The 12,459-nt window shown below is 67.3% G+C and carries 13 protein-coding genes and 1 pseudogene; 5 read left to right on the top strand and 9 right to left on the bottom strand.

Annotated features, from left to right (window positions below):
- Positions 1–38: 38 nt before the first annotated feature.
- Positions 39–233 (bottom strand): annotated as a pseudogene (locus OOT46_RS30935) (zinc-ribbon domain-containing protein); the annotation flags it as partial.
- Between the two features lie 361 nt (positions 234–594).
- Here OOT46_RS30935 and OOT46_RS11160 point away from each other — a divergent pair.
- Positions 595–1,017, top strand: a complete 423-nt coding sequence (locus tag OOT46_RS11160) for an RNA recognition motif domain-containing protein (RefSeq protein ID WP_265403675.1) — start codon at positions 595–597, stop codon at positions 1,015–1,017.
- Between the two features lie 191 nt (positions 1,018–1,208).
- Here the strand turns inward: OOT46_RS11160 and fumC are convergent, their stop codons facing one another.
- Entirely contained in the window at positions 1,209–2,609 is a 1,401-nt protein-coding gene (gene fumC / locus OOT46_RS11165) for a class II fumarate hydratase (RefSeq protein ID WP_265403676.1), read from the bottom strand.
- Positions 2,610–2,746: 137 nt separating this feature from the next.
- Between fumC and OOT46_RS11170 the strand changes: the two genes are divergently transcribed.
- Together OOT46_RS11170 and OOT46_RS11175 are read left to right on the top strand one after the other, a co-directional pair.
- A complete protein-coding gene (locus OOT46_RS11170) occupies positions 2,747–3,247 on the top strand; it encodes a hypothetical protein (protein WP_265403677.1) in 501 nt (166 codons plus the stop codon).
- Entirely contained in the window at positions 3,244–3,702 is a 459-nt protein-coding gene (locus tag OOT46_RS11175) for a hypothetical protein (RefSeq protein WP_265403678.1), read from the top strand. The genes OOT46_RS11170 and OOT46_RS11175 overlap by 4 nt, the downstream gene beginning before the upstream one ends.
- Here OOT46_RS11175 and OOT46_RS11180 read toward each other — a convergent pair.
- The 5 genes from OOT46_RS11180 to OOT46_RS11200 form a co-directional block, all read right to left on the bottom strand.
- On the bottom strand, positions 3,689–4,333 hold the full coding sequence (locus OOT46_RS11180) for a DinB family protein (protein ID WP_265403679.1): 645 nt from the start codon (positions 4,331–4,333) through the stop codon (positions 3,689–3,691). The genes OOT46_RS11175 and OOT46_RS11180 overlap by 14 nt on opposite strands.
- Positions 4,334–4,408: 75 nt before the next feature.
- Positions 4,409–5,185, bottom strand: coding sequence for an SDR family oxidoreductase (locus tag OOT46_RS11185; protein ID WP_265403680.1), 777 nt, complete (start codon positions 5,183–5,185; stop codon positions 4,409–4,411).
- 40 nt (positions 5,186–5,225) lie between these two features.
- Entirely contained in the window at positions 5,226–5,894 is a 669-nt protein-coding gene (gene lptC / locus OOT46_RS11190; protein ID WP_265403681.1) for an LPS export ABC transporter periplasmic protein LptC, read from the bottom strand.
- Positions 5,891–6,469, bottom strand: a complete 579-nt coding sequence (locus OOT46_RS11195) for a KdsC family phosphatase (RefSeq protein ID WP_265403682.1) — start codon at positions 6,467–6,469, stop codon at positions 5,891–5,893. Before OOT46_RS11195 ends, lptC begins: the two co-directional genes overlap by 4 nt.
- A 4-nt stretch (positions 6,470–6,473) precedes the next feature.
- Complete coding sequence (locus OOT46_RS11200; RefSeq protein ID WP_416136179.1) at positions 6,474–7,451, bottom strand: KpsF/GutQ family sugar-phosphate isomerase; 978 nt, start codon at positions 7,449–7,451, stop codon at positions 6,474–6,476.
- Positions 7,452–7,579: 128 nt separating this feature from the next.
- Between OOT46_RS11200 and OOT46_RS11205 the strand changes: the two genes are divergently transcribed.
- Entirely contained in the window at positions 7,580–9,577 is a 1,998-nt protein-coding gene (locus tag OOT46_RS11205; protein WP_265403683.1) for a monovalent cation:proton antiporter family protein, read from the top strand.
- Positions 9,578–9,771: 194 nt separating this feature from the next.
- Positions 9,772–10,311: an adenine phosphoribosyltransferase gene (locus tag OOT46_RS11210; protein WP_265403684.1), complete on the top strand. Its 540-nt coding sequence runs from the start codon at positions 9,772–9,774 to the stop codon at positions 10,309–10,311.
- A gap of 64 nt (positions 10,312–10,375) precedes the next feature.
- Here the strand turns inward: OOT46_RS11210 and OOT46_RS11215 are convergent, their stop codons facing one another.
- Positions 10,376–10,843 (bottom strand): cyclic nucleotide-binding domain-containing protein, encoded by a 468-nt coding sequence (locus tag OOT46_RS11215; RefSeq protein WP_265403685.1) that lies wholly within the window; start codon positions 10,841–10,843, stop codon positions 10,376–10,378.
- 157 nt (positions 10,844–11,000) lie between these two features.
- Complete coding sequence (mnmE, locus tag OOT46_RS11220; protein ID WP_265403686.1) at positions 11,001–12,389, bottom strand: tRNA uridine-5-carboxymethylaminomethyl(34) synthesis GTPase MnmE; 1,389 nt, start codon at positions 12,387–12,389, stop codon at positions 11,001–11,003.
- Positions 12,390–12,459 lie beyond the last annotated feature (70 nt).

The raw sequence follows: 12,459 nt of genomic DNA on the forward strand, positions 1-12,459 counted from the left end.
TCGCTCGCGTCGCCCTGCATCTTGGCGCCGCAGGCACGACAAGTCAGAGACGCCGCGTCGTTCGGCGTGCCGCAGGCAGGGCAAGGCTTCAGAGGTGGCGTGGTGGCCGAAACGGGCTCGGGTGCCGGCGCAGCGGCACCCGCTGCCACTCCGGCAAGAGACGCGCCGCAGCCCCGGCAAAAGCGGGCGTTGTCACGGTTGTCCGTACCGCATTTCGGGCAAGTCAAACTCATCTGGTCCTCCTGGAGCACCCGCACGGCCGAGCCGACAATTCGACCGCACCGGGAGGGCGCGTTTCGTCTTCGTTCTGAGGGCCGCACCGGGGCGGCAAGACGGGCGGGGCGATGATACCGAGCGGCTCTTCAATCACCAACCACGGTGAGGCGGAGGGGATTCGAGCAAAAAGGGAGATTTTGCCGCGAGAAAACGACCACTAAACCAGCGCTAAACAACACTTTTTCACACATCATGCGCACATCCCCCCCCTCCTCCCACATAATGGGTTCCCTGTTCTGGATGCGGCGCCTGGATCTGAGTGGTTCATGATGGGTAGAAGCTCCAAGTGACTGACTGTGTATTGAAAGGAGCTCTCTCATGGGCAACAAGCTTTATGTAGGCAATCTGGCCTATTCCGTGCGCGACGAAGATCTGAACGAGGCGTTTTCCCAATACGGCGCTGTGACCTCTGCCAAGGTCATGATGGACCGCGACACCGGCCGCTCCAAGGGTTTCGGCTTCGTTGAAATGGGTTCGGACGCTGAAGCTCAGTCCGCCATCAACGGCATGAACGGCCAAGCCCTGTCGGGTCGCGCCATCGTCGTCAACGAAGCCCGCCCCCGTGAAGAGCGTCCGGGCGGCTTCGGCGGCCCGCGCGGTGGCGGCGGCGGTTTCGGCGGCGGTGGCCGTCGTGAAGGCGGCTTCGGCGGTGGTGGTGGCGGTGGTGGCCGTGGCGGCTTCGGCGGCGGCGGTGGCGGCGGCCGAGGTGGCTTCGGCGGCGGTGGCCGCGGCGGCTACTGAGCCCTGATCCGGACAGCACTGCCTCGGTGGTGCTGCTCAAGAAAAAGCGACGTGGTGAAGACCCCGTCGCTTTTTTCATGCCCTGACGCTTTCCGCTGCAGCCCTCAGACTGGCGGGTCGACGCGCTGCTTCCTGGGCCGGCGGCAGCAGCGCGATGGGCAGGGCCGAAGCCGTGCCTCTCGATGCCTGCCTCACCCGGGACGCGTCATCTCCAGCGGATTGATCCAGCGGTCGTAGTCTTCGGCGCTCACCTTCCCCGTCGCCAGGGCCGCCTCCCGCAACGTCAGCCCTTCGTGATGGGCCCGCTTGGCGATCTGGGCCGCCAAGTCGTAGCCGATGTGCCGGTTCAGGGCCGTCACCAGCATCAGGTTGCGCTCCAGGTTCTCGTCGATGACCGCCTCGTTGGGCGCCAGCCCCTGGGCACAGTAGGCATCGAACGCCAGGCAGGCATCGGCGATGAGGTCGATGCTTTCGAGCACGTTGTGCACCATCACCGGCTTGTAGACGTTCAGCTGGAAGTTGCCTTGGGTGCCGGCGAACGCCACGGTCGTATCGTTGCCGAAGACCTGCACGCAAACCATCGTCATCGCCTCGCATTGGGTCGGGTTGACTTTGCCCGGCATGATGGACGAGCCCGGTTCGTTCTCGGGGATGCGCAGCTCGCCAATCCCGGCACGCGGGCCGCTCGCCAGCCAGCGCACGTCGTTGGCCAGCTTCATCAGGCCGCCTGCGAGCGTGCGCAGAGCCGCCGAGGTCTGCACCAGCGCGTCGTGCGCCGACAGGGCGAAAAACTTGTCCGGCGCCGACTGGAAAGGCCGTCCGGTCAGCTCCGACAGGCGTTCGGCGACCCGATCACCGAACAGCGGGTGGGCGTTGAGGCCGGTGCCCACCGCCGTGCCGCCGATTGCCAGCTCCTGCAGGCCGCTCAGACTGCTACGCACCGCCGCCAGGCCGAAGTCGAGCTGGGCGACCCACGCGCCGATCTCCTGCCCCAAGGTGATGGGCGTCGCGTCCTGCAGGTGGGTCCGGCCGGTCTTGACCAGATGGCGGTACTCGTGGGCCTTCGCGGCCAGGGTGTTGCGCAAGGCGCTGACGGCCGGGAAGAGCCGCAGGTGCAACTGCTCGACCGTGGCGACATACATCGCGGTGGGAAAGGTGTCGTTGGACGACTGGCCGCGGTTGACGTGATCATTCGGGTGCACCGGCTGCTTGCTGCCGAGTACCCCACCGGCCATTTCGATGGCGCGATTGGCGATGACCTCGTTGGCATTCATGTTCGACTGCGTGCCGGAGCCGGTCTGGAATACCACCAGCGGGAAGTGCTCGTCCAAGCGCCCTTCGATGACCTCGTCGGCGGCCCGAACGATCAGCTGCGCGATGTCCTCCGGCAACTCCCCGAGCTCTGCATTGGCCTGGGCCGCCGCCTTCTTCAGCAGGCCCAGGGCACGGATCACCGGGCGCTGGAATTTGAAGCGCGACACTCCGATTGGGAAATGGTGCATGGACCGCTGGGTCTGTGCACCCCAGTAGCGGTCGGCCAGGACCTCGACGGCCCCCATGGAGTCGGTTTCGATGCGGGTGGCAAGAGACATGGGCTAGCTCCGTGGACCAAGTACTTCCAACGTTCAGTCGCATACCGGCACAAGCCGATACCCCTGGCCTTCGATCCCAGGGAGTGGCGGCTCACTACGATAACGCCGAATCACAACACCGACCAGGGAGGTCGACCATGCAGCTGACACAGCCGCTCAACGAAGTGCTCGGCAAGCACATCAGTCACCTGTGCCCGTTCAGTCTGGGGCAGATGAATGGGGAGAATCACTGCGCTCACTTTGTGAGCCATATGCTGGGTTATGAGTTTGCCGAGACCTGCAAGAACCTTAAGTTCACCGATAAAAAACGTTCGGAAAGGGGCGCGACCATCCGAGTGAACAGCTTGTTCAATGCCGCCTCACACACCGGGCAATGGGACGACAAGCCGCTGCACCTGTCGTCTTGCCTCCTCTATGTCACGCTGTCGAGCAACATCACGCAAGCAGGCCACCGGATCATGATGGGTACTCAGCGTCAGAAACACATCGGCATCTTCATTGACGGACGGGTGTGGCACTACAGCAATCTCAGCGACAAGATCACCGTGGATCCCCTTCCAGATTTCGTACGCAAGTTCACCCACGCCTACAGAACGGCCGGGAGCACTGTTCAGTTCTTCTACGGAGACTTCCTGTGAAACACGTTTGGTTGCTGGTGCCTCTGCTGGTAGCACCTCTCGCCGGGTCGGCGCAGAGCGTCAACCCGGTGTGGGGAACTCCGGTGACGATCAAGGCCGACACGCCACCTCGTGGAGCGCAGATCGTTCAACTCTTCCTTGAGAACGCGACGCTGCCTTTGAAAGGTACAGGATGCAGCCATGGCGGCGAGAACGAAACGCGTACGCTTCGCGAGGCACTGGCCCTCGTGTTAGGAGACGGTCTCGACCAGCCCCACTACAAAACGGTTTTGAGTGGATCGTGCAAAACCGAGGTTCTCGAAGCTGCGCCCGGGAAGCCGGCGCCAGCTTGGGCGTGCTCCTTGCATACCGTCGACAGCGACCGGAAAGGTGGAGTCGTCGCAAGCGCCTCCATTCGCGCGGGGTTCACGAAAGACAGCTGGACTCTCATTCCGGGCAGCCTCATCTGTCTTTGACGGCATCAGTTCCCGGCACCGTGCCCTCTTTCCACACCATCTCTTCACTCCACCCCAAAACCCCGAAGTCCCCCTTCCTCACCTCCGCGTCGCTCTCACAGAAGAACTCGTCCAGCTGAGGCGGCGCCACGCTGGTACCGGCCAGCATCGCGTGCACCTGCCCTCGGTGGTGGATCTGATGCTCGAACAGATGCGCCAGCAAGCGGTGCATCCGTTCCGGGCAGAGACGTCCTTCCCGGGGCACATTCACCGTCGAGGTCACGCTGGCCTCGTCGAGGGATCGGCACAGGGCGATCAAGCGCTCGTCTACCGCCTGTTGCGCCGCCGCCAGGGCCGGGCAGGTGCTGAACGGTTGCTCTGGGTCGAAATAGGCCCGCCATGCCTCGTTGGGCGGCTGGCCACGCAAGGAGCGCTCCATCGCGTCCACGTAGTACCAGTCCACCGTCACGATGTGGTTCAGGGTCGCGGCAATAGACGGGAAAAAACCGGTGCGCCGGGCGGTGAACGCATCCTGACCGAGTTGCCCACAGGCTTGCAGCAGGCGATGGTTGGCCCAGCGGTTGTTGCAGGCCCAGGTCCACAGAAAGTGCGGCAGGCTGGTCACGGCGGCGCCCGGCAGTGAGAACGTCAACCGATTCTGCCGGCCCGGCGCACGCCGGCCTAGCAGCCGGCCGATGACCTCAAGCCCGTCGGGGCCGCGGCCGTGTCACTCGCCTTGACGCTTCTTGCGAGCCCGCCCCGCGAGCGCTCGGTCGAACAGCCAGTTGGGCAGCACGCGCAGCAGCTTGGTGACGATCCCCATCTGCCAAGGAATCACACGATAGCTCGCGCCCGCGCTGATGGCCCGGAAGGCACGCTCGGCAAAGGTCTCCGCGCTGAGCAGGAAGGGCATCGAGTAGCGGTTGCCGCGCGTCAGCGGCGTGTCGATATAGCCCGGCGCAATGGTCACGACGCGCACGCCCGACGGCCTCAGCTCGCCGCGCAGGCTTTCGCAATAGCTCACCACCGCGGCCTTGCTGGCGCAGTAGGCGCCGTGCCCAGGCAGCCCTCGAATTGCTGCGACGCTCGCGATGCCCACCAGCACGCCGGATCCCCGCGCGCGCATCGGGTCGATGAAGGGATGAAAGGTGGCCGCCATGCCGAGATTGTTGGTCTCGAAGGTCGCCCGCATCACCTCCAGATCGGCGTACTGCGCCGTGTCGATGCCGACGCTGATGCCCGCGTTGGCGATCACGACATCGGGCACGCCTTGTTGGGCCACACAAGCCTTGCCCGCCGTCACGATGCTCTCGACGTCGCGAACGTCCGCGGCATAGACCGCCCACCGCTGCGCATCGAAGCCCTGTGCGCGGCACCAGGCCTCGATCTCCGCGGCACGCCGTGCCACCAGCGCAAGCCGGTAGCCCGCCGCGTGGTAGCGCATCGCCAGCGCTTGGCCGATGCCGCTGGAGGCGCCGGTGATGTAAACGAGAGGGGCTGTCATCGATGTTCGTGTCATAGGAAAAAACAGGCCGGGAAGCACCTCAGCGCTGGGGCGGCAAGGTGCCGCGCACGGCACCCTTGAGTTCGAGCACCTGCTTCCGGTGGTCGTAGCGCAGCGACGCACCCCGCACCTCCATGTCACCTTGCCGCAAGGTCACCGGCAAGTGCGATTCCACCCGCTCCTGCTCGGTGTAGACGTGCAGGTACTCGCCGCTGAACTCCATGCGGCGATTCTGGGCCACGTCCTGAGCACCATGCGCCTCGCGCACCACCCGTGCACCACCGAACAGCTGCACCTCGCTGCCATCGGCGCTCGACAAGGCCCGATCGGCCGTCGCCAGCGTCACCCGACCCTGCTCGTCGACCGAGCGCATGCGCACCTCGTCGATCTCCAGCGTGTCCGTGTCGGGATAGTGGCGCAGCTCGCGCCCCTCGAGCACATTGCGGGGCCGCCCGGCGGCCGTGAAGTGCTGCACCGAAAAGCGGTTCATCACATAGTCGGGCTCGTGCCGGATCGGCAACTCGGCACGCGGGCCGTCCGGCACCGGCGTGTGCTTGACCAGCCACCAGGTGGCCCCGGCCAGCAGTGCCAGCACCAGCAGCGGCAGATAACTCCAGAGCTGGTCGCGCCAGCGCATCTCCGAGCCGGTGGGCGCTCCCGACCTCGGCGCTGCCGGCGCCAGCACCACACGCTCCGACCGTCCACTCATGCAGTGCGTCCGTCGTCCAGCGTTTCGAGGTGGCTCTGCAGCAGGCCGGCATAGCGGCCCTGGGCACTCAGCAGCAGGTCGCAGAATTCGCGCGCGGCCCCATGACCTCCAGCGGCTTCCGTGACATGGTGGGCCGCGGCGCGCGCCTCCACATGCGCACCGGCTGGTGCACAGGCGAAGGCGGCACGCACCATCAGGGGCAGGTCCGGCCAGTCGTCGCCCATCACCGCCAGTTCATCCCAGCCCAGCTTCAGCTCGACCAGCAGCCGCTCGGCCACCGCCAGCTTGTCGTGCACGCCGTAATAGGCGTGCGGCAGGCCGAGGTCGGCGACACGCCGCCGCACCGCCGGCGAATCGCGTCCGGTGATGACCACCGGAACGATGCCGCCGCGAGCCAGCAGCTTCAGGCCGTGGCCGTCCAGTGTATGGAAGGCCTTGAAGATCTCGCCGGCCTCGGCGATGTAGATGCGCCCGTCGGTCAGCACGCCATCGACGTCGAACACCGCGGCTCGCACGCCCTGGGCCTGCAGCAGCAGCTCGGGCGCAAAACTCAGGTGGGGTTGCAGGAGGCGCATGCCGTCAGATCACCTTCGCGCGCATCAGGTCGTTGAAATTCAAGGCCCCCACGAGCAGACCGTCGGCGTCGGTCACCAGCACCGAGGTGATGCGGGCCTCCTCCATCAGGTCGGCCGCTTCGACGGCCAGCGCGTCCTCGCGCACCTGGCGCGGGTTGGGCGTCATCACCTCGGACGCCTTGAGCTTGCGCAAGTCCCGACCCCCTTCGATCTGGCGACGCAGGTCGCCGTCGGTGAAGATGCCGATCACCCGCCCCTGGTCGTCGACCACCGCAGTCGAACCCAGCCCCTTGGCGGACATCTCGCGCATCATCTCGGTGAACACGGTCGAGGCCAGCACCTTGGGCACGGCGGCGCCGCTGCGCATCACGTCGCGCACATGCGTGAGCAGCTTGCGTCCCAGCGCACCGCCCGGGTGCGAACGCGCGAAGTCCTCTTCCCTGAAGCCGCGCGCGTCCAGCAGCGCGACGGCCAGGGCGTCGCCCAGGGCCATCTGCGCCGTCGTGCTGGCGGTCGGCGCCAGGTTCAGCGGGCAGGCCTCCTTGGCCACCGAGGTGTCGAGCACCACCTCCGCGTGCCGCGCGAGGGTGGACTCGGCCCGTCCGGTCAGTGCGATCAGCGGAATGGAGAGCCGCTTGAGCACCGGCAGGATGGCCGTCAGCTCGTCGCTTTCGCCGGAGTTGGAGATCGCCAGCACCAGGTCGTGGGCCGTGATCATGCCGAGGTCGCCATGGCTGGCCTCGGCGGGGTGGACGAACATCGCCGGCGTTCCGGTGGAGGCCAGCGTGGCGGCCATCTTGCGGCCGACATGCCCGCTCTTGCCCATGCCCATCACGACAACCCGGCCCTCGCACTGCAGCACCAGCTGCACCGCGCACGCAAACGGCTCGCCCACGCGCTGCCGCAGCCCAGCGAGGGCCGCGGCCTCGATGTCCAGCGTATCGCGGGCCAGTTCGACCGCACGTGCCCGGTCGAAAGCGATCTGCGGTTTTTGAGGGATAGTACGTTCAGACACAGGGAGCCATCGGTCGATTAGGATTCGCAGATTCTAGGCTTCGGCCCTGTCCCCCGTCGGCAGGTCACCGGCTGCGCCCCGCAACTGCTTCCTTGATGGCCTCCACCCTCGAACTCGTCCTGCTCTATCTCCTCGCCGCCGTCCTCGGCGTGGCCGCCTGCCGTTCCTTGAAGCTGCCGCCCATGCTCGGCTACCTGGCCGTCGGCATCCTCATCGGGCCCAACGCGCTGGCGCTGGCCCGCGACACGGCAGGCATCCGCTATCTGGCCGAATTCGGTGTCGTTTTCCTGATGTTCGCGATCGGGCTGGAGTTCAACCTGCCCAAGCTCAAGAGCATGCGCAAAGCGGTGTTCGGCCTCGGCCTGAGCGAGGTGGTGGTGACCATGGCGGTCACGGTCGCCGGCAATGCCGCGCTGAGCTGGGCCTTCGCCGCTGCGGGGCAGCGTTGGGCCCTGCCCTGGCAAACCGCGGTGGCACTGGGCGGCGCGCTGGCGATGTCCTCCACCGCCATCGTCGTGAAGCTGATGGCCGAGCGCTTGGAGCTCGAAAGCGAACATGGCCGGCGCGTGATGGGCGTGTTGCTGTTCCAGGATCTGGCCGTGGTGCCGCTGCTGGTGCTCATCCCGGCACTCGGCTCGTCCGCCGAGGACATGGCGCAAGCGCTGGGCTGGGCGACGCTCAAGGCCGCCGCCCTGCTGACCGTGCTGCTGGTCGGCGGGCAGCGCGTGATGCGCTGGTGGCTGACCCTGGTGGCGCGGCGCAAGAGCGAAGAGCTGTTCATCCTCAACCTGCTGCTGGTGACGCTGGGACTGGCATGGCTGACCGAGCATGCCGGGCTGTCGCTGGCGCTCGGGGCCTTCGTGGCCGGCATGCTGATCGCCGAAACCGAGTACAAGCACCAGGTCGAAACCGACATCCGGCCCTTTCACGATGTCCTGCTGGGGCTGTTTTTCATCACCATCGGGATGCTGCTCGACTGGCGCCTGGTGCTGGAGCAATGGCCGCTGGTGCTGCTGCTCATGTCGGCCCCGGTGGTCTTCAAGTTCGTGCTGGTGACGGCGCTGGCCAAGGCCTTCGGCTCACCGACCGGCGTCGCGATGCGCACCGGCCTCTACCTGGCGCAAGCGGGCGAGTTCGGCCTGGTGCTGCTCAACCTCGCGACCGACCACCGGCTGGTGGAGCCGGCGCTGCGCAGCGCGGTGCTCGCCTCCATGGTGCTGTCGATGCTGGCCACGCCCTTTATCGTGCAGTACAGCAACCGCATCGTGATGCGCCTGTCGGCCAACGACTGGCTGATGCAGTCCGTGGCGATGACCAGCATCGCCAAGCGCGCCATCAACACCGCCCAGCACGTGATCATCTGCGGCTACGGCCGCAGCGGCCAGAACCTGGCCCGCATGCTGGAGTCCGAACAGATCCCCTACATGGCGCTCGACCTCGATCCTGACCGGGTGCGCCAGGCCGCCGCCGCCGGCCAGAGCGTCGTGTTCGGCGACGCCGCCCGGCTGCAGAGCCTGATGGCCGCCGGCCTGGCCCGTGCCAGCCTGGTGGTGGTGAGCTACCACGACACGCCTTCGGCACTGAAGATCCTGCAGCTGGTGCAGGACCATGCGCCCAAGGTCCCGGTGGTGGTGCGTACCATCGACGACAGCGACCTCGAAAAGCTGCGTGCGGCCGGCGCCGCCGAGGTGGTGCCCGAGGCAATCGAAGGCTCGCTGATGCTGGCTTCGCACGCGCTGGCCCTGGTCGGCGTGCCGATGCGGCGGGTCATCCGGGTTGTGCAGGACCAGCGTGACGCACGCTACAGCCTGCTGCGCGGCTATTTCCACGGCGCCGACGACGACACCAGCAACGAGCTCAGCCACGAGCGCCTGCAGTCGGTCACCCTGCCGCCCGGCTCCTCCTTGTGCGGCCAGCCGCTGCTGCATGCCGCGCTGCACGCGGTCGGCGTCAATGTGCTGTCGGTGCGGCGTGCCCACGGCGGTGTCGTGCGCCCCGACGACCAACTGGTGATGGCGGCCGGCGACACCCTGGTGCTGTCCGGGCTGCCCGAGCCGCTGGCCCTGGCGGAGCAGAAGCTGCTGGCCGGCTGACCGCGCACAAACCACCGGGCACCGGGCCCGGGACGGCAACGAAAAAAGCCCCGCGTCTCGCAGCTGCTCTGCCCGCGGCAGAGGCTTCGCGCGACAATGGCGGCCTGCGCCCGGACGCTGGGCCTTGCCGCTCCGCTCGCCGCCTCCTCCGCTTCCCCCGCTTTACCCCATCTCCCCCGATCCGGAGCCCCACCATGGACGACCGCGCCTACATCAAGAGCCACATCCGCACCGTATCTGACTGGCCCGAGCCCGGCGTGCAGTTCCGTGACATCACGCCGCTGCTGCAGAGCCCCAAGGTGTTTCGTGTGCTGATCGACCAGTTCGTGCACCGCTACTTCGACGTCCGCCCCGATGTCATTGCCGGGCTGGACGCACGCGGCTTCATCATCGGCTCGGTGCTCGCCTACGAGCTCAATGTCGGCTTCGTGCCGATCCGCAAGAAGGGCAAGCTGCCGTTCACGACGGTCGAGGAGACCTACGAGCTCGAATACGGCTCGGCGACCGTGGAGTTGCACACCGACGCTGTCAAGGCCGGCGACAAGGTGGTGCTGATCGACGACCTGATCGCCACCGGCGGCACCATGATGGCCGGCAAGCGCCTGCTGGAGCGCCTGGGCGCCACCGTGATCGAGGGCGCGGCCATCGTCGACCTGCCCGAGTTGAAGGGCTCGGAACGGCTGCGGTCCGCGGGGCTGCCGCTGTTCACGCTGCTGTCCTTCGAAGGCCACTGAGCCGGGCCTTCGCTGCGGCGGCATCGGCGACCCGGTCCGGTCAGCCCGCCGTGCCGCCGAGCGCTCAGGTCATCGGCATCTGTTTGGTCAGAGAGGCCTGCATGCGGGCCGTCATGACGGCACCGGCGGCACGCAGCACCTCCAGCGCGATGGTCGGCACACGCACCGCCAGTTCCTCGAAGCGCGGCAGGCGCAGGGCCCAGATCAGGCCGGGCGTCATCGCTTCCACATTCGCGCTGCGGCCCACATCGGCGAACAGACTGGGCTCGCCGAAAACGGCACCCGGCCGCAGGATGGCGACCTTGCTCGCGCCCGGCGCGCCGCCGCTCACATAGACCTGCATCGAGCCCTGGGCGAGAAAGTACATCGTGCGGTCGTGATCGCCCTGGCGGATCACCTGATCGCCGGTGCGCACCTCGTGCCGCGTGAGGTACTGCGACACCGTGCGCCATTGCTGCGCGTCGAGGCGCGCGCGGAAGGCGTCCTGGGTGTTGAGCGAATGAATCGCGGTGACCAGTTCGTCGAAGTTCATCTTGCTTCCCCCTCATGCGCCGCTGACGGGCGAGCCGTGACCGCGCCGGCACGTCCTTGTACCTATCAACTCGCGCGATTATCAGGCGTGGCTTGCCGCAGCCACAATGGCCGCGCTCCTCGGCCCCCTCAAGCGGGCGTCCGTGGGTGCCGGTCGGTCACTTGCCGATGCAGAAGCGGCTGAAGATTTCGCCGAGCAGGTCGTCGGCGCTGAACTGACCGGTGATCTCGCCCAGCGCGTTGTGGGCCAGGCGCAATTCCTCGGCGAACAGATCGAGCGCCTGGTCCGCGGCCGAGGCATGTTCGCCGGCCAGGTCGAGGTGAGCGGCCGCACGTTTCAGTGCCTGGACGTGCCGCTCGCGCGCGATGAAAACGCCTTCGGGCTGCGCGTGCCAACCGGCCAGTTCCAGCAACAAGGCACGCAGCTCGTCGAGACCCTCGCCGGTCTTCGCCGACAAGGCAAGGTGGCGCACGCCGGGTTCCGACGCCGGCTCCTGCCCCGCGTCGACCTTGTTGTACACGTGAACCAGCCGCGCGCCGGCCGGCAGGCGCCGGGCGATGTCGACATCGCCAGCGTCGTAGTCGGCCTGGCCCAGCCGCGTCAGGTCGTGCAGGAACAGCACCGCGTCGGCGCCGGCGATCTCGGCCCAGGTGCGCGCGATGCCGATACGCTCCACCTCGTCGGCAGCCGCCTCGTCCGAGCGCAGCCCGGCGGTGTCGATCACGTGCAGCGGCACGCCGGCGATCTGGATCGTCTCGCTGACCTTGTCGCGGGTGGTGCCCGGGATGGGTGTCACGATCGCAAGCTCCGCCCCGGCCAGCGCATTGAGCAGCGAACTCTTGCCCACATTGGGCTGCCCGGCCAGCACCACCTTGATGCCTTCACGCAGCAGCGCCCCTTGGCGCGCGCGGTCCAGCACAGCCGCCAGCGTCTCCGCCAGCCGGCGCAGCTGCCCGCGCGCATCAGCCTTTTCGAGGAAGTCGATCTCCTCCTCCGGAAAGTCGAGCGTCGCCTCGACCAGCATGCGCAAGTGCACCATGCCGTCGCGCAGCGCGTGAACCTGCTGAGAGAACACCCCGGTCAGCGAACGGCTGGCCGAGCGCGCCGCTGCCTCGGTGCTCGCGTCGATCAGGTCGGCCACCGCCTCCGCCTGGGCCAGGTCGAGCTTGTCATTGAGGAAGGCCCGCTCGGTGAACTCGCCCGGCTCGGCCAGGCGCAGCGCGGGCAGGTGCTGCCTCGCCACCTCCAGGCAGCGCGCCAGCAGCAACTGCAGCACCACCGGCCCGCCATGCGCCTGCAGCTCCAGGACGTCCTCGCCGGTGTAGGAGTGCGGGGCCGGGAAATAGAGCGCCAGCCCGTGGTCGATCGGCTGACCCTGGCCGTCCTTGAAAGGCAGGTAGCTCGCATGCCGCGGCTTCAGCGTCTGCCCCAGCAGCGCCTCGACGAAGCCGCCCAGCTGCTTGCCGGACACGCGCACGATGCCAACCGCGCCGCGTCCCGGGGCGGTGGCGATGGCGACGACGGGGTCGAGATGGCGGCTCAGCATGGTGGTGTCGGACTTTGTCGGGATTGTGGAGCAGGGCGGGCCCTGCGCGACAAGAGGCTCAAGCAGCGAC

This window comes from Aquabacterium sp. A7-Y (genome assembly GCF_026153205.1).
Classification (GTDB): domain Bacteria; phylum Pseudomonadota; class Gammaproteobacteria; order Burkholderiales; family Burkholderiaceae_C; genus Caldimonas.

Bases quoted from the DNA above. Each gene is read 5' to 3' on its own strand.
- OOT46_RS11160 (WP_265403675.1), top strand. From the start codon at position 595: ATGGGCAACAAGCTTTATGTAGGCAATCTGGCCTATTCCGTGCGCGAC.
- fumC (WP_265403676.1), bottom strand. From the start codon at position 2,609: ATGTCTCTTGCCACCCGCATCGAAACCGACTCCATGGGGGCCGTCGAG.
- OOT46_RS11170 (WP_265403677.1), top strand. From the start codon at position 2,747: ATGCAGCTGACACAGCCGCTCAACGAAGTGCTCGGCAAGCACATCAGT.
- OOT46_RS11185 (WP_265403680.1), bottom strand. From the start codon at position 5,185: ATGACAGCCCCTCTCGTTTACATCACCGGCGCCTCCAGCGGCATCGGC.
- lptC (WP_265403681.1), bottom strand. From the start codon at position 5,894: ATGAGTGGACGGTCGGAGCGTGTGGTGCTGGCGCCGGCAGCGCCGAGG.
- OOT46_RS11195 (WP_265403682.1), bottom strand. From the start codon at position 6,469: ATGCGCCTCCTGCAACCCCACCTGAGTTTTGCGCCCGAGCTGCTGCTG.
- OOT46_RS11205 (WP_265403683.1), top strand. From the start codon at position 7,580: ATGGCCTCCACCCTCGAACTCGTCCTGCTCTATCTCCTCGCCGCCGTC.
- OOT46_RS11210 (WP_265403684.1), top strand. From the start codon at position 9,772: ATGGACGACCGCGCCTACATCAAGAGCCACATCCGCACCGTATCTGAC.
- OOT46_RS11215 (WP_265403685.1), bottom strand. From the start codon at position 10,843: ATGAACTTCGACGAACTGGTCACCGCGATTCATTCGCTCAACACCCAG.
- mnmE (WP_265403686.1), bottom strand. From the start codon at position 12,389: ATGCTGAGCCGCCATCTCGACCCCGTCGTCGCCATCGCCACCGCCCCG.